This is a genomic window from Jannaschia seosinensis, from assembly GCF_001408515.1.
Taxonomy (GTDB): Bacteria; Pseudomonadota; Alphaproteobacteria; order Rhodobacterales; family Rhodobacteraceae; genus Jannaschia; species Jannaschia seosinensis.
Map to the genome: position 1 here is coordinate 61187 of NZ_CYPR01000160.1, position 15442 is coordinate 76628.

Annotated in this window: 16 protein-coding genes, 1 tRNA gene and 3 pseudogenes; 10 read left to right on the forward strand and 10 right to left on the reverse strand. The window is 65.8% G+C overall.

Annotation, left to right across the window (positions count from 1 at the left end; all coding sequences use genetic code 11):
* Nucleotides 1-8 precede the first annotated feature (8 nt).
* From JSE7799_RS12020 to JSE7799_RS12035, 5 genes and pseudogenes are all read left to right on the forward strand, one after another.
* Nucleotides 9-1499 (forward strand): phosphomannomutase/phosphoglucomutase, encoded by a 1491-nt coding sequence (locus JSE7799_RS12020; RefSeq protein ID WP_055663823.1) that lies wholly within the window; start codon nt 9-11, stop codon nt 1497-1499.
* Between the two features lie 54 nt (nt 1500-1553).
* A complete protein-coding gene (locus JSE7799_RS12025; protein ID WP_083480527.1) occupies nt 1554-2891 on the forward strand; it encodes a mechanosensitive ion channel family protein in 1338 nt (445 codons plus the stop codon).
* A gap of 68 nt (nt 2892-2959) precedes the next feature.
* A pseudogene (locus JSE7799_RS22310) lies at nt 2960-3235 on the forward strand (heme-dependent oxidative N-demethylase subunit alpha family protein); the annotation flags it as partial.
* 56 nt (nt 3236-3291) lie between these two features.
* Nucleotides 3292-3423, forward strand: a pseudogene (locus JSE7799_RS22315) (heme-dependent oxidative N-demethylase subunit alpha family protein); the annotation flags it as partial.
* Between the two features lie 377 nt (nt 3424-3800).
* The gene (locus JSE7799_RS12035; protein ID WP_055663826.1) at nt 3801-4769 is read left to right on the forward strand and encodes a Brp/Blh family beta-carotene 15,15'-dioxygenase; all 969 of its coding nucleotides are present in this window, start codon (nt 3801-3803) and stop codon (nt 4767-4769) included.
* Between the two features lie 14 nt (nt 4770-4783).
* Here the strand turns inward: JSE7799_RS12035 and JSE7799_RS12040 are convergent, their stop codons facing one another.
* The 8 genes from JSE7799_RS12040 to JSE7799_RS12075 form a co-directional block, all read right to left on the reverse strand.
* Nucleotides 4784-5860: a 2'-deoxycytidine 5'-triphosphate deaminase gene (locus JSE7799_RS12040; RefSeq protein WP_055663827.1), complete on the reverse strand. Its 1077-nt coding sequence runs from the start codon at nt 5858-5860 to the stop codon at nt 4784-4786.
* A gap of 59 nt (nt 5861-5919) precedes the next feature.
* A tRNA-Pro gene (locus tag JSE7799_RS12045) sits at nt 5920-5996 on the reverse strand.
* 61 nt (nt 5997-6057) lie between these two features.
* The gene (locus JSE7799_RS12050; RefSeq protein ID WP_055663828.1) at nt 6058-6852 is read right to left on the reverse strand and encodes a MerR family transcriptional regulator; all 795 of its coding nucleotides are present in this window, start codon (nt 6850-6852) and stop codon (nt 6058-6060) included.
* Between the two features lie 3 nt (nt 6853-6855).
* Complete coding sequence (gene ihfA, locus JSE7799_RS12055; RefSeq protein ID WP_055663829.1) at nt 6856-7167, reverse strand: integration host factor subunit alpha; 312 nt, start codon at nt 7165-7167, stop codon at nt 6856-6858.
* Nucleotides 7168-7345: 178 nt separating this feature from the next.
* Nucleotides 7346-8317 carry a beta-ketoacyl-ACP synthase III gene (locus tag JSE7799_RS12060; protein ID WP_055663830.1) on the reverse strand — a complete coding sequence of 324 codons (972 nt, stop codon included), beginning with the start codon at nt 8315-8317 and terminating at the stop codon, nt 7346-7348.
* Nucleotides 8314-9408: a phosphate acyltransferase PlsX gene (gene plsX, locus JSE7799_RS12065; RefSeq protein WP_055663831.1), complete on the reverse strand. Its 1095-nt coding sequence runs from the start codon at nt 9406-9408 to the stop codon at nt 8314-8316. The genes JSE7799_RS12060 and plsX overlap by 4 nt, the downstream gene beginning before the upstream one ends.
* A 46-nt stretch (nt 9409-9454) precedes the next feature.
* A complete protein-coding gene (gene rpmF, locus JSE7799_RS12070) occupies nt 9455-9655 on the reverse strand; it encodes a 50S ribosomal protein L32 (RefSeq protein WP_055663832.1) in 201 nt (66 codons plus the stop codon).
* 264 nt (nt 9656-9919) lie between these two features.
* Nucleotides 9920-10480: a YceD family protein gene (locus JSE7799_RS12075; protein WP_055663833.1), complete on the reverse strand. Its 561-nt coding sequence runs from the start codon at nt 10478-10480 to the stop codon at nt 9920-9922.
* A 141-nt stretch (nt 10481-10621) separates the two neighbouring features.
* Between JSE7799_RS12075 and JSE7799_RS12080 the strand changes: the two genes are divergently transcribed.
* A complete protein-coding gene (locus JSE7799_RS12080; RefSeq protein ID WP_055663834.1) occupies nt 10622-11077 on the forward strand; it encodes an outer membrane protein assembly factor BamE in 456 nt (151 codons plus the stop codon).
* A 6-nt stretch (nt 11078-11083) separates the two neighbouring features.
* On the opposite strand, the gene msrB is transcribed toward JSE7799_RS12080, so the two are convergent.
* Nucleotides 11084-11485 carry a peptide-methionine (R)-S-oxide reductase MsrB gene (gene msrB / locus JSE7799_RS12085; protein WP_055663835.1) on the reverse strand — a complete coding sequence of 134 codons (402 nt, stop codon included), beginning with the start codon at nt 11483-11485 and terminating at the stop codon, nt 11084-11086.
* Nucleotides 11486-11598: 113 nt separating this feature from the next.
* On the opposite strand from msrB, the gene JSE7799_RS12090 reads away from it, so the two are divergent.
* Together JSE7799_RS12090 and JSE7799_RS12095 are read left to right on the forward strand one after the other, a co-directional pair.
* Complete coding sequence (locus JSE7799_RS12090) at nt 11599-12237, forward strand: GNAT family N-acyltransferase (RefSeq protein WP_055663836.1); 639 nt, start codon at nt 11599-11601, stop codon at nt 12235-12237.
* 36 nt (nt 12238-12273) lie between these two features.
* Nucleotides 12274-14094 carry an ABC-F family ATP-binding cassette domain-containing protein gene (locus JSE7799_RS12095; RefSeq protein ID WP_055663837.1) on the forward strand — a complete coding sequence of 607 codons (1821 nt, stop codon included), beginning with the start codon at nt 12274-12276 and terminating at the stop codon, nt 14092-14094.
* A gap of 70 nt (nt 14095-14164) precedes the next feature.
* Here the strand turns inward: JSE7799_RS12095 and JSE7799_RS12100 are convergent, their stop codons facing one another.
* The gene (locus JSE7799_RS12100; protein WP_055663838.1) at nt 14165-14821 is read right to left on the reverse strand and encodes a hypothetical protein; all 657 of its coding nucleotides are present in this window, start codon (nt 14819-14821) and stop codon (nt 14165-14167) included.
* Nucleotides 14822-14878: 57 nt separating this feature from the next.
* On the opposite strand from JSE7799_RS12100, the pseudogene JSE7799_RS12105 reads away from it, so the two are divergent.
* Together JSE7799_RS12105 and JSE7799_RS12110 are read left to right on the forward strand one after the other, a co-directional pair.
* Nucleotides 14879-15205: pseudogene (locus tag JSE7799_RS12105) on the forward strand (transposase); the annotation flags it as partial.
* 113 nt (nt 15206-15318) lie between these two features.
* Nucleotides 15319-15442: helix-turn-helix domain-containing protein (locus JSE7799_RS12110; RefSeq protein WP_144431680.1), on the forward strand; the 124-nt coding region annotated here is incomplete at its 3' end.

The window sequence follows — 15442 nt, forward strand, 5'->3', positions numbered from 1 at the left end:
GGATCCCAATGAAGCCGCTTGCCGACGTCTCACCGAACACCTGGGCCTTCCTGCGCGACCCGATGATCGCGCCAACGGGGTTCCGTGAATACGACGCGCGGTGGCAATACCCCGAGGGGATCAACCTCCCGGGCGTCACGGCGCTCGGCCTCGGGCTCGGCACGCAGATGCATCGTCGCCGGATTGAGCCGCGGATCGCCGTCGCCAACGATTACCGGGACTATTCGCTCTCCATCAAGAACGCCCTGATCCTCGGGCTGGTGCAGGCGGGCATCCACGTTCAGGATATCGGCCCGGCCCTGTCGCCGATGGCTTATTTCTCGCAGTTCCATCTCGATGCGCCCGCCGTCGCCATGGTCACGGCCAGCCATAATCCGAACGGCTGGACCGGCGTGAAGATGGGGTTCGAGCGTCCGTTGACCCACGGGCCCGAGGAGATGGGCGAGCTACGGGATATCGTCCTCGGCGGTGAGGGCGAGGCCCGCGAGGGCGGACGTTGGGAGCGCGTGGACGGCGTAATGGAGGCTTATCTCGACGACCTGACGGGCGACTTCAAGATGTCGCGCAAGCTGAAGGTCGTCTGTGCCACGGGCAACGGCACCGCATCGGCCTTCGCGCCCGAAGTCCTGCGCAGGATCGGCGTCGAGGTCGTCCCGAGCCATAACGAGCTCGATTACACGTTCCCGCATTACAACCCGAACCCGGAAGCGATGGAGATGCTCCACGACATGGCCGATTCCGTCCGGGCTTCGGGCGCGGACCTCGCGCTCGGCTTCGACGGAGACGGAGACCGCTGCGGCGTGGTGGACGATGAGGGTGAGGAGATCTTTGCCGACATCATGGGTGTCATCATGGCCCGCGACCTGTCGGCGATCCACAAGGGCGCGACCTTCGTGGCCGACGTGAAATCGACCGGCCTTTTCGCATCCGACCCGGTGCTGCAGGCGAACGGGGCCAAGGCGGATTACTGGAAGACGGGTCACAGCCACATGAAGCGGCGCGTCCACGAGATCGGCGCGCTGGCCGGTTTCGAAAAGTCAGGCCACTACTTCCTGGCCGAGCCGATCGGGCGCGGTTTCGATTGCGGCATGCGGGTCGCGGTGGAGATCTGCAAACTGCTCGACCGCAATCCGGACCAGTCGATGAGCGATCTGCGCCGTGCGTTGCCGAAGGTCTGGAATACGCCGACCCTGTCCCCGCATTGTCCGGACGAGGAGAAGTACGAGACGCTGCAGCGCATCGTCGACCGTCTCGTGCCAATGAAGGGCGAGGGAACGCTGGGCGGTCAGCGGATCGTCGACGTGGTGACCGTAAACGGCGCGCGCGTGATGTTGGAGAATGGCGGCTGGGGCCTCGTTCGTGCCTCCTCGAACACGCCGAACCTGGTGGTGGTCTGCGAAAGCCCCACCTCCAAGGAGGAATTGCGTGCGATCTTCGAGGATCTGGACGCCGTGATCCGGCAGGAGCCGAATGTGGGCGATTACGACCAGACGTTCTGAGTGGGCGGCGTTTGACAGGTGCGGAGCGCGCGCCAGCCTATTAGCGTGCTCCGCATGATCCGCGCCCTTTTCCTGGCGCTTCTGCTTGCTGCGCCCGCTTTCGCGCAGGAAGCGCCGTCGCAACCCTCGGGTGCCATTGCGACCGCGCAGAACGGAGTCTCGGACGCCGCGATCGAGCGCCGCATCCAAGACATCATCGCGCAACTCGAAGGCTACACCGGGGTTATCGTCGATGTCCGCGAGGGGGTCGTGACATTGTCCGGCGAAGTGCTGGACAATGCCGCGATCCAGCGCCTTGACGAAATTACGTCCCGCGTCGACGGCGTCGTCGCCATCCAGAACGAGGTGGTGGAGGACACGAACTTGAACCGGCGGCTGAACCCGGTCTTCGCACGTTTCCGAGACCGCATCGGGCAGGCGGTCGCCTACCTTCCGCTTCTGGCGGTGGCGCTGACGGCCGGGCTGACCGTGATGCTGGTCGGTGTGCTCTTCGCGCGGTGGGAGGCGCCGTGGCGCAGGATCGCGCCGAACGCGTTCATCGGCGACATCTATCGCGTAATATTCCGTCTGGTCTTCGTGCTGGCCGGGATCGTGGTGGCGCTCGACATCCTCAATGCGACGGCGGTGCTGGCGGGCTTTCTGGGCGCGGCGGGTATCGTGGGATTGGCCGTGGGATTCGCGGTGCGCGACACGGTCGAGAATTTCATCGCGTCGATCATGCTGAGCCTGCGGCAACCGTTCCGACCGAACGATTTCGTGGATATCGAGGGCTCCGTCGGGACGGTGATCCGGCTGACAAGTCGCGCGACGATCCTGCTTGACCGCGACGGCAACCATTTGCGCCTGCCGAACGCGGTCGTTTTCAAGGCCAAGATCATCAACTACACGCGCAACGCAGAGCGGCGCTTCGGCTTCGGGCTCGGCATCGACCCGAATGACGATCTGGCGGAGGCCAAGCGGATCGGTCTCGAGACGCTCGGCAGCCTTCCTTTCGTGCTGGTGGATCCGCCGCCGCAGGTTTGGGTGAAGGAGGCCGGCGACAGCACGGTGACGATGGAATTCTTCGGTTGGGTGAACCAGCAGGAGAGCGACTTTATGGTGGCGCGCGGCGAGGCGCTCCGCCTTGTGATGGCCGCGTTGACGCGCGCCGATATCGGCCTGCCGGAGCCGACCTTCCGCGTGAACCTGCCGGGGGGCGGACTGCCCGTGATCAACCTGCCTGATACCGAAAACCGCTCGCGAGAGATCGTCGTAACCGAGGAGCCCGCCCCGGATCAGACGCCGCCCGCCGACGAGGTTGCGCCTGTTCGCGTGATCGAACGCATGGTGGAAGACGAGCGGCGGATGAAGGGGGCGGACGATCTTCTGTCGCGTGCGGCACCGGAGGAGTGACCGCGATCACGCAATCGTCCCTCCCGCACACGCCGTTGGATGATCCGGCTTTGTCGCGGATGCCCGGCATGCGGCCGGTCGAGGGGTCGTGGATCCGGGTGGACGATGCCTACAAGGTGCAGATGGCGGAACGTGCGCGGTTGCTGCGGGAGCGGCGAGGGGCGGTCCTGTCGGCCCTTCCCGGCGCTGATGACGCGCTTGAGGAGCTGCGCGAGGTCGCGCTGGCCGCTTTGCCCACCGGGTTCCGACGAGATGGCGACAGCGTGATCACCCCCGACGGGCGGCGCGTTTCCACGAGGGGTGCTCCCCTTGATGTGCTGAATGCGATCCTGCAGGAAGACCTCCTGATCCTCGGCCCCGCCTTGAGGGCGCGCCGCGTGAGGAGTCGGAGGCAGCCCGGTTCGTGCGCTCCGAGCGGCAGACGATCCTGCGCCTGCCGCGGACGGGGGTGGTGCTCTTTGCGATCCACACATGGATCGTGCCGCTAAATGCGCTGTCGCCGGAGCAGCGGAGGAACTGTCCGCTCAGCTGAGGCTCGGGTGGATGTTCCTGTTCCCGATGCGGAACAAGCGCTTTTGAACCTTCGTTGATCACGAAGGGGGCGGATCGCAGAGGGGAAGATGGCATGAGGCTGGAGAGATGCTTGGTGGCTTTCGGCTGGGCCCGCACGGATGCGGCCCCGTTGCCTGCTATTCCGCTCGGCCTCGACAGCCGCGTCGGGCTTAGTCTCGCCGGGATGGTCGATTGTCTCTGCGGTGCGGTAACGGCGCTCCACGCACGCGCATCTGTCAAAGTCCTATGCGGTCCTGCCCGCGCCGACTCCGGGTCTGTGGGTTGGAAGCAGAATGTGTATCTGAAAGCACGCCGCCCGTGACACAGGCTTTTCACCGCGTGAGCTCGGCGCACGACATGCGCGACGAGGTCGATCTGGAAAACACCCGGCGGTGGGCACCCGTCTTTGCCGCACGCCATGACCGGCTCATCCTCTTTCTACCCCTCGTCGCCCTGATCGCTGCGCCGTTGCTCTGGCGCTACGAGCCGGCCGCTCTGGCAGTTCCCGCAGCATGGCTCGTGTGGCTGGGCATGCCACATGGCGGCGCGGATGACGCGGTGGCCAAGCCGATGATGCGCCCCATATTCGGGCGCCTGTGGCTCCCGGTCTTTGCGGGGGCCTATCTTCTTGTTTCTGCGAGCGTCTTGGTCGGGGTGATTTTCGCCCCTGTTGTGTCAGTCGCGCTGTTTGTGACGGTTGCGGCGGTCCATTTCGGACTCGAGGATACCAACGCCCGCTGGGCCGGCGACAGCCGCCGGCGCGATGCGGTTGAGGTGGTCGCGCAGGGCGGCGTGCCGTTCTTTCTGCCGCTTTTGCTGCACCCGGACCGGACCGGGGCGTTCCTGTCGCTGCTGACGGGCGGCGTTTGGCCGCGTGCGGCGCTGACGGCGCTCGGCTTCGTTTGGCTTGCTGCCTTTGCGGCCTTCTGGGGGCGGCGAATCTACCCGCTGCTTGCACGACGCGATTGGGTGCCGCTCCGGGCGGCTGCGCCGGTCGCTGCCTTGACCCTGTCGTTCGTATTCCTGCCGCCATTGGCGGCCTTCACTGTCTACTTCCTTACGGTCCACGTGCCGCGCCATACGGCCGAGCTTGCCCGACGCCACGCACCAACCGACCGCGTGCGCGCATGGTCCTTCGCCCGCCGGGCGGGGATCGCGATGACGCTTCTCGTCCTGCCGCTCGCGTTCATCGCCTTCGTGGTGCTTCACGGTCCGCCCGCCGAACGGTTCGTCTTGGTCACGTTCTGGGGCATCTGGGCCCTGACGGTGCCGCACATGATGCTTTACTGCGCCGATCGACGCTGGGGAAACGGGCGGCTTGGCTGACGCCGTGCGCCGGATCAGGGCGCGGCGAAGTGTTTCGACAGTTTCAAACCCTGACCCTGATAGTTCGAAGCGATGGCTTGGCCGTAAAGCGTCGCGGGGACCTCAGACATCGCTTCGTAGATGAGGCGGCCGACGATCTGCCCGTGCTCCAGAACGAAGGGTGCCTCGTGGCAGCGGACCTCCAGCACCCCGCGTGCCGGCGTTCCGTGACCGAAGCCCGGATCGAAGAAGCCAGCATAGTGCACCCGGAATTCGCCCACCATCGCGAGGTAAGGCGCCATTTCGGCGGCATAGCCGGGCGGGATTGTCACGGCTTCGCGGCTGACGAGGATGTAGAATGCGCCGGGATCGAGGATGACATGGCGGTCGCGCGTGCGGATCGCCTCCCAAAACTCACCGGGGCGGTAATGGCCAATCCGGTCGAGATCGATGACCCCGGTATGCGGCTTTGCACGCCATCCCACGAGGTCGTTCGGGCCGGGGGTGAGGTCGACCGAGAACCCCAAGCCTTCATCGATCACGGCGGGGCCGTCCACGAGAGGGATCTCGGCATGAAGCCGTCGCAGCGCGGCATCGTCGAGCACGGCATCCCCCGCGCGGAAACGAATCTGGTTCAGGCGCATGCCGGGGCGGACGAGCACGGAGAAGCTACGCGGACAGATCTCGGCATATAGCGGTCCGTCATACCCCTCCGGGATCCGGTCGAATTCGGTACCGCGATCCGTCACGGCTCGCGTCAGCAGATCCAGACGGCCAGTAGAGGACTTGGCATTGGCAACGGCAGTGATGCCCGGCGGAAGCGCGAACCCCTCCTGAAGTTCGACGAGGTAGACACACCCTTTCTCCAGCACCGCCCCGTTGGAGAGGTCGATGCGGTGCATCTCGAACTCGGGCAGGCGTTCGGCGAGGCTGCGGCCCGCGCCCGGCAGGAAGGAGGCTCGCACCCGGTAGGCCAGAGTCCCGAGCCGGAGGTCGAGGCTCGCCGGCTGGATCTGTCCGTCCACGAAGGGTGGGGCGGCAATGGCTCCCGTCTCGGCGAGCTGGGCGATCTGCTGGGAGGCGAGGACGCCATCGGCGCGGCGAGGATTCATCGGACCCGTCCTTCAAAAACGCGAAACGCCCCGCCCCGGTCGGGGAGAGGCGTTGCGATTGGTCGGGCTAGCAGGACTCGAACCTGCGACCTTCCGTCCCCCAGACGGACGCGCTACCAGGCTGCGCCATAGCCCGACTTGGGAGCCTTCATACGGCTTTCGCCGGGCCGCGCAAGCCGAAAGGGAAGCACAATCGATCAGGATTCTGGACCTGCCGTTCCCGATTGCGACAGTTCCGCCTCCACATCGGCGATGACGCCGCGCAGGCGGAGGACGACGCGCCGAAGACGACGGCGGTCAATCTTTGTTTCGACCCGAAGCGTGGCCGTCGCGGCTGGAGGCGGTGCGATAGGCTCTGGGGCAGGGGACGTCCGGGGCTCGGGCGCCGGTTCCGGCGCAACCTCGGCATCCTCGGGCACATCGGGTTGCGGCGGGGCGGCCGGCTCTTTGATGGGCGAATCGTCCGGCTGATCGGGGTGGACCGGCTCTTCCGGCTGCGCCGGCGTGACCGGCATGTCCGGTTGTGGCGGCGCCTCGGGCGAGGGCCGCTTGGGGGGCAGCACAGCCGGGGCGGGTTCCGCCGGGGCATCGCCTTCACCCGACGTCGTACTCTTCCCGCGACCGAATGGTACGACACGGTCGCTCTCCGGCTCGGGTTGCTGGCGTATCACCTTGCGGGCCCGCGCTGCAGGTGTCGGCACCCCCTCGATCTCGGGTGAAAGCGCGGTGACCGCGTCGATCCCGTCCTGATCAATCCGCTGCGCCACGCCACGGACGGTCAGCCCCTGATCGTGAAGCATAACCTTGATCCCACCGAGAAGACGCATGTCCTCAGGACGGTAATAGCGCCGTCCGCCAGCCCCCTTTACCGGTGCGATCTGGTCAAACTTCGACTCCCAGAAGCGCAGCACGTGCGTCGGTACGCCAAGCCAGTCCGCGACCTCGCGGATGGTGCGGAACGCACCTTCGGATTTTTCGGACGGACCGGCCAATCGTCAGACCTTGGCGGCGGCATTGCCCGCAGCAATCCGGTCCTTCATCAGGTGCGACGGCCGAAAGGTCAGGACGCGCCGCGGCGGGATCGGCGCCTCTTCTCCCGTCTTCGGATTGCGTCCGACACGGGCGGATTTGTCCCGGGTGGAAAAGGTACCGAAACCCGAAATCTTGACCTGCTCGCCGTTCACAAGGGCGTCGGAAACGTGCTGCAGGACCGAAGCCACCAGCGTCGCGCTCTCGTTCCGGCTCAGTCCGACGTTGCGGAATACCGCTTCGCCAAGATCCATCCGCGTCAATGTCTTGTCGGCCATGCCGCCCCCTTGGTCCTGCTGTTCCGTCGCCGGCGGCAGTGCCGACGTTAAGTTCGGTTTGGGCTTTCAGGAAAAATTAGTCAACCAAAGGGGCTTGTGCGGTGAAGTTGATGCGGATCGCTGCCAAGTGTCATGTCGGCCGGAAACCGGCGAAGCCGTTAATATCATTTAGGTAACGTCACCAGCGCAGAACGACCGCACCCCAGGCAAGGCCGCCGCCGATCGCCTCGGTCACGACGAGTTCACCCTCCCGCAATTCTCCACGCGCCTTGGCCACGGACATCGCGAGGGGAATCGACGCGGCCGAGGTATTGCCGTGATCGGCCACGGTCACGACGACCTTGTCCATCGGCAGGCCGAGCTTCTGCGCCGTCTTGGTAATGATGCGGATGTTTGCCTGGTGAGGGATGACACGGTCGACATCACCAGTCGTCACGCCGGCCTTGTTCAGCACGTCGGTCGTCGTCTGGGCCAGCTTCTCGACCGCATGCCGAAACACTTCCTTGCCCGCCATCATCAGGTGGCCGGTGGTCTGCGACGCCGATACGCCACCCGAAACCTGAAGGATTTCACGGTAGCGGCCGTCGGAATGCAGATCCGTAGCGAGGATGCCGCGGTCATCGGAATTTCCTGCGCCTTCGCCAGATTCGAGCACCACCGCGCCCGCCCCGTCGCCGAAGAGAACGCAGGTCGCCCGGTCTTCCCAGTTCATGATCCGGCTGAAAGTCTCGGCCCCGATTACCACAACCCGCTCGGCCTGACCCGAAACGATCATCGCGTTTGCATTGGCGAGTGCGTAGACAAATCCCGCGCAGACGGCCTGCACGTCGAAGGCGAAGCCGCGCGTCATGCCGAGCCGCTCCTGCACGATGGTTGCGGTGGCGGGAAAAGTGAGGTCGGGGGTGGAGGTTGCGACGATGATCGCGTCCACATCGTCGGGCGTCAGAGCGGCATCCTCCAGCGCGGCGCGCGCGGCGCGAACCGCCAGATCGGACGTTGCCTGCCCCTCGGCGGCGAAATGCCGCCGCTCGATCCCGGAGCGAGTGCGGATCCAATCGTCCGTCGTATCGAGGAAGGTGGTGAACCAGTCGTTCTCGACCACCCGCTCTGGCAGGTAATGGCCCACACCGCGGATCAGGGTACGTCTCATGCCTCGTCCCCCATATAGGTCGTCGTTGCCGCCACGCGCGCCCGGAGCCGCTCGCTGAATCCGGTCAAGGAAAGATCGTAGGCCAAGGCGATGGCCGCGGCGACCCCTGTTTCGTCCGCCGATCCATGCGACTTGACCACGGTCCCGTTGAGGCCGAGAAACACGCCGCCGTTCACCCGCCGTGGATCGATGCGCTTCGAAAGCCGCTTGAGCGACGCCATCGCGAGCAGAGCGGCAACCTTCGACATCGGAGTCGCGCGGAATGCCTCGCTCAGCATGTCGCGGACGAAGCGGGCGGTGCCCTCACCGGTCTTGAGAGCGACGTTGCCGGTGAACCCGTCGGTGACAATCACGTCGACGCGATCGCCGGGTATGTCGCCGCCTTCCACAAATCCGACGAAGTCGTAGCCGCTATCTTCGGCAAATGCCTCAATTCGATCATGCGCGGCCCGCAGTTCGGTCCGACCCTTGTTCTCTTCGGTGCCGACATTGAGGAGGCCGACGCGCGGACGCTCCAGGCCGAGGCCGTTGCGGGCATAGGACATGCCCATCAGCGCATATTGCAGCAAGTCATCCGCATCTGCGCGGATGTCGGCGCCGACATCGAGCATCACGTTGAAGCCCGAGGGGTTTCGTGAAGGCCAAAGGCAGGCGATCGCGGGACGGTTGACGCCGGGCAGCTTGCGAAGCCGAAGCATCGAAACGGCCATGAGCGCGCCGGTGTTCCCGCAGGACACGCAGACATTCGCCTCGCCGGAGCGCACGGATTCGACGGCCGACCACATGGAGGTGTTCTTGCCCGTTCGCATGACCTGACTGGGTTTGTCGGTCATGGCGACGACGTCTTCGGCATGCCGTGTCACGCAATGATCGGCCAGGCCGCGACGGCGGGCGATCAACGAATCGAGCTTGGACTTGTCGCCATGCACGATGAAACGAATTGCGGGATGCGCCTTCATTGCAGCCGCCAAGCCGGCGACGATGGCTTCGGGGCCATTGTCGCCACCCATGGCGTCTATGGAAAGCACACCGCTCGCGTCGGGCGGAACCGTTCCCGCCACGGCCGGGGGCGCGTCGGTCTCATCCGACATGCCAGTCCCCCTCCCTCGACGTGATGCAGTGCGTGGCGCGGGCCAATCAGGCCGCGTCGTCATCCAGAACGGCCGGTGCCGCGACGACTTCGCGGTCGGCATAATGGCCACAGGCACCGCAGACGTGGTGCGGGCGCTTCAACTCGCCGCAATTCGGGCACTCGGCCGGATTGCCCGGCTTCAGGCTGTCATGCGAACGACGGTTGTTGCGGCGGGAGGGGGTGACCTTGTTCTGCGGAACGGCCATGTCTCAACCTCGGGTCTGTTTCGGGGCGCGCGACGATGCGGCCTGGTGTCAATAAATCTGGGCTGTTCCTAGTGCCTATCCCGGCGGTGGTCCAGCGCTTTCCCGGCAAGTCTTTTAACCGGAAGGCGCCTCATACAGCGAATCCCGCGGGATGCAAGCGGGTGATGGGGGGAGCGGTATCCTGCGCGAAGTTCGGCGACCGCGGGCGCGCCACAGGGGCACGAGGGCTCGTGTTCGAAGATGGTAGGAGCGGCACGCGACGGATTACTGCTCCGCGTCGTCGTCGGTGCCGCCCTCCATGCGTGCCTTCAGGTCGGCCAGTCCCGCGAACGGCTTCACCTTCTCCTCCGTCAGCGGCTCCGCACCCGGTGGCGCGGCGGTGACATCGAGCGCTTCGGCCCCATCGGCGCGTGGGAAGGGCGGAACCGCGAGGGCAAGCTCCTCCTCCAGAAGGGCGCCGAGGTCGAGCGTGGCGGGAAGGGGCTCCAGCGTGTCGTCCTCGGGCATCTCGTCCTCCTCGCCCCCGGGCGGCGTGAAGTCGGGCGAGTAGCGGCGTGCCACGGCGACATCGACGCGCGTGGTCACGGGATCGGTCGTCACGCGACAGGGCTGCCGGATCGTCGCGCCGAGCGTGCCGTCCAGCGTCCAGTCCCGACCGGGTCCGGGCGTCAGCGTCACTGTCAGCGCGACCTTGCGCAAAGAACTGACCCCGAGCCGTTCGGCCAGCGTGGCGAGTTGCGCCTCGTCGGGAGTAAGTCGGGCCTCGGTCGGCTTGCGCTGCGGCAGGTCGGCGAGGCGGATCGGATGGCTGAGCACGGGGCGCATGACGGGTCCTGACAGTACGGATAGGGATGACTTGATGGGCCGGGCGCGGGCGGCTAAGCCATAGGGCGAAACGGACCGCCCGCGCAACGGGGGCCGGGTGGCGGCATCGCGTCCGCCGCGGGACGCCAGACGGGGATCACGATGACACGCATCTTCAGAGGGCTGACGCTCGCCGCTTTGGTCGCGGCTGTTGGGGCCTGCGCACCGGTCTACCGCAGTCACGGTTATGTCCCCGAGCCCCAGCAGCTTCAGGTCCTCTCCGTCGGCGTCGATACCCGCGAGACGGTCGAGACGCGCGTCGGCCGTCCCACGATCCGCGGATTCGAGCGCGGCGATGCTTGGTATTACGTCCAGAGCCGGCGCCGGAATTACGGCTGGCGGCCGCCGGAGACGATCGACCGTGAATTGGTCGCTATCTCCTTCGCCGAGAACGGCACGCTCTCCAACATCGAGCGGTTCGGGCTGGAGCGGGGGCAGGTCGTGCCGCTTTCGCGGCGCGTGACGACGACCACGATCCGCGACTACGGTCTGATCCAGCAGCTCCTGCGCAACTTCGGCCGCATCAATGTCGGCGAGGCCCTCGCCAACGACCGCTGACGTCACTCAACCCTTCGGCTTGAAATCCAAAGCGACGCCGTTGATGCAGTAGCGAAGCCCGGTCGGCTTCGGACCGTCGGGAAAGACGTGACCCAGATGCCCCTCGCAGCGATTGCAGTGCACTTCGGTGCGGCGCATGAACCACGAATTGTCTTCGCTCTCGCCGACATGCTCGCTCTCGACGCCATCGACGGGCTGGTAGAAGGACGGCCAGCCGGTGCCGCTCTCGAATTTCGCGTCCTGCGCGAAGACCGGGTTGCCGCAGGCCTTGCAGACATACGTGCCGGGGCCTTTGGGGAAACCCTCGTGCGTGCCCGCCCGCTCCGTCCCGTGCTTGCGCAGCACCTTGTAGGCTTCGGGACTAAGCTCCTGCTTCCATTCCTCTTCGGACTTCACGACCTTATCCATTCGGCTTCCTCTTTTCACGGCGCCGCCCGCGCGGCAGGTTAAGAGGGATTTAGGGTCCCACGTCGGATCCGCCAAGGGAGCGCCAAATGGACGTAAGGGCCGGAGGGTACAGGGTGCGGCTGGTGTCGGGGGATGAGGCCGGCGCCGCGTTTGCCCTTCGCGCGCGGCTGTTTCGCGACGGGCGGGACGATTCCGACGCATTCGACGCGGATGCACGGCATCTTCTGGTGGAGCGTGACGGTTTGGCCGCTTGCGCCCGGCTCTCCGTTCTGGAGGGCGACGCGATTTTGGCAGGCTATACCGGCAATCGCTATGATCTGACGCGCTTTGCGGCGCGATTTGATCGGGCGCTGGAGGTCGGGCGCATCTGCTTGTTGCCCGAAGCCGCGGATCCGGACTTGGCGCGTGTGATGCTGGGGGCGATCGCGCATGTCGCCACGGCAACCGGGGCGGCGGCGCTCTTCGGCTGCGCATCCTTTCCCCCGAACGGCGCGGGGACGGAGCGGCTCGGCGGCTATGTCGCCCCGCCGGAATGGCGGCCGGGTCGACGCGACGGGGCGGTGCCTCTTCCGGGTGTGCCGGGCCCCTTGCCGCCGATGCTGCGCGGCTATCTCACGTTCGGCGCGGCGGTATCGGATCATGCGGTGCGGGACGACGATCTGGACACGTTGCATGTCTTCACCGCCCTTCCGGTTGCGACAATTCCCACCGCACGGGCCCGGCGCCTGACCCAATTGCTGCATCCCGCCTGATTGACGCCCGAGCGGCACGCGGATAGGCCGCGCGCCATGGCCCGCGCTCCCCTCCTGCAGCTTTCCGACATCTCCCTGACCTTCGGTGGAGATCCCGTCTTCTCCGATCTCGGATTGGTGGTTCAGCCGAACGACCGCGTGGCGCTGGTCGGGCGCAACGGGTCGGGAAAGTCCACCTTGATGAAGGTGATGGCGGGGCTGGTGGAGCCCGACACGGGCGCGCGAACGCTCTCGCCTGGCACGTCGGTGGGCTACATGGAGCAGGAGCCGGACCTCTCGGGCTTTGCGACACTGGGCGATTATGCGATTTCGGAGCTTGGGCCGGCGGAGTCGTGGCGCGTGGAGGCGGTTGCCGAGGGGCTGAAGCTGCAGCTCGATGCGGCGCCCGAGGCTGCTTCGGGTGGGGAGCGGCGGCGTGCGGCGCTGGCCAAGCTGCTGGCCGAGGGGCCGGAGCTGATGCTTCTGGACGAGCCGACGAACCATCTCGACATTCAGGCGATCGGCTGGCTCGAGAAGGAGTTGAGTCAGACCCGCACGGCGTATGTCCTCATCTCGCACGACCGTGCCTTTTTGAAGGCGCTGACGCGCGCGACGCTGTGGGTCGACCGGGGTGCGGTGCGGCGGCAGGAAAAAGGCTTCGAAGCCTTCGAAGAATGGCGCGACACCGTCTGGGAGCAGGAGGACGCGGCGCGTCACAAGCTCGACCGGCTGATCAAGGCCGAGGCGAAGTGGGCCGTCGAGGGCATCTCTGCCCGGCGCAAGCGCAATCAGGGGCGGGTCCGCGCCTTGGCCGAGTTGCGTGCGGAACGGGCATCGCAAGTGCGGCGGTCCGGAACGGCGGCGCTGGAACTCGACGCCGGTCAGGCCTCCGGCAAGCGGGTGATCGAGGCGCGCGGCATCTCCAAAGCCTACGGCGACCGGACCATCGTGCGGGATTTCGACCTGCGTGTGTTGCGCGGGGAGCGGATCGCGTTCGTCGGGCCGAACGGCGTCGGCAAGACGACGCTGCTCAAGATGCTTCTGGGCGAGGTCGCGCCGGATGCGGGTGAGGTGACGATCGGCACCAAGGTCGAGACCGCCGTGTTCGATCAGGCGCGTGCCCGCCTGGACCCCGATGCGACGCTTTGGGATTCGCTGACGCTCGACCCCATCCTTGGCGGCGCAGGGCGGTCGGATCAGGTGATGGTGCGCGGCACGGCTCGGCACGTTGCCGGATATCTCAACGATTTCCTCTTTGACGACAGACAGTTCCGGGCGCCGGTCCGCTCTCTCTCCGGAGGCGAGAAGGCGCGGCTGCTTCTGGCTCGGATTATGGCGTTGCCATCCAACCTTCTGGTGCTGGACGAGCCGACGAATGATCTCGACGTCGAGACGCTGGATTTGCTGCAGGACGTGATCGAGGATTATGACGGGACCGTGCTTCTCGTTTCGCACGACCGCGATTTCCTTGACCGCGTCGCGACGCGGACCGTTGCGATGGAGGGGGATGGCCGCGCGCAGGTCTATCCGGGCGGCTGGTCCGATTACGTGGCGCAGCGGGAGGTGAACCGTGCGGATCAGAAGGAAAAACCGGAATCCGCAAAGTCGGCCGCGAAGACGGACGGGTCGTCGAAAGGGACGGCGAAGCCTGACGGGCTGACCTATACGGAGCGGCACCGCCTCGATGCGCTGCCCGCCGAGATCTCGCGGCTGGAGGCGGAGATTTCCAAGCTGGAACAACTGCTCGGTGATGCGGATCTCTACACGCGCGAGCCGGTCAAGTTCCGCAAGGCGACCGAGGCGCTCACCGATCGGCAGGCGCGTCTGGCGGCGACCGAAGAGGAGTGGCTCGCGCTGGAGGAGAAGGCCGAGACCTGACGTTTTGCACGTTTCGGAGTAACTTCCGGTTTTCTGTCACCCCGTTTGATACAGAACAGAAGCGGCCTTTTCAGGCGCAGACGTCCTCCAGATCCTCGGCCCATGGGACATGGGCCGAGCGCGTGAATGTCTGCGGCTCGGCCACCGGCATGACCTGACGGAGCAGATCGAACAGTCGGCCGGTGCGCGCACCTTCGGGATCGAGCGTGGCGCAGCAGAGATATTCTTCCACCAGCGAAGCCTGAGCCTCGGAGCCGTAGTCGAGAAAGCCGCGCCCGGAATCGTCGACGAACAGGTAAGGGTCGTCGAGGAGGACCTGCTCCGTGAAGGCGCGGATCGGGTGGTAGCCGGTCCGTTCACGGTTCTGCCATTGCCAGACATGCGTCATCTCGTGGACGAGGAACATGGCTGACGGCAGGTCGGTGGCGCCGCCGGGCAGGTCGGGGACGTAGTCGTCGCGGGCGATTTCGTCGGACGTAAACAGCCGCTCGAACAGAACGATTCCGGCGGTGCGCGCGGTGACGCGCCCGGCCTGAGGCGGCCCGATTCGCTCGCGGCAGGTCACGCGGGGGCGGGCGTCGTGAGTGATCGGGAAGAGACCGACCACAGGCGTCTGAACGATGCGCACGCGGTCCGACAGATAGTGTCCCAGCGGTTGGTGTAGGAGGCCGCGGGCGAAGCCCTTGGCGTAGCGTAGCGCGCGGCCGGGTGTGACGCTGGTGGTCACCGTCGATCTTCGAGAAGGTTCGGGTTGCGAGACTCGAAACCAAGAACGGAGACGACGATGACCGACGACAGAATGGCGCTGCTTGAGCTGGTTGAAAAGGAGGCCGATGGCGATCTCGTGCGCGAGATGCTGGCTTTCGCGGCCAGGCGGATCATGGAAGCGGAGATTGAGACCAGAACTGGCGTGGCAAAGGGCGTGCGTTCGCCGTCGCGTGAGGTTCAGCGAAATGGATACCGCGAGCGGGACTGGGACACCCGCGCCGGACGGATATCGCTGGAGATCCCGAAGCTGAGGAAGGGAAGCTACTTGCCGAGCTTTCTTGAACCGCGTCGGACAGCCGAAAAAGCACTCGTGGCTGTGATCCAGGAGGCTTACGTGCAAGGCTGTTGGATGTCACTGAGAACTGACCCGGCAGCAGTCTAAATTGTCACTGAGAACTGACCCATGTGGAATCTTGCCCCTGACGGGATTTGTCGGGGGTTTTCGGAGTGATCGACATGGGATTTTTGAGCGTCATTCGACGTTGGGCGTTACGGGACAAGATGCCCATCCGCGAGATCGCGCGGCGGACCGGGCTGTCTCGCAACACCATCAAGAAGTATCTGCGGGCGGGGATCGTTG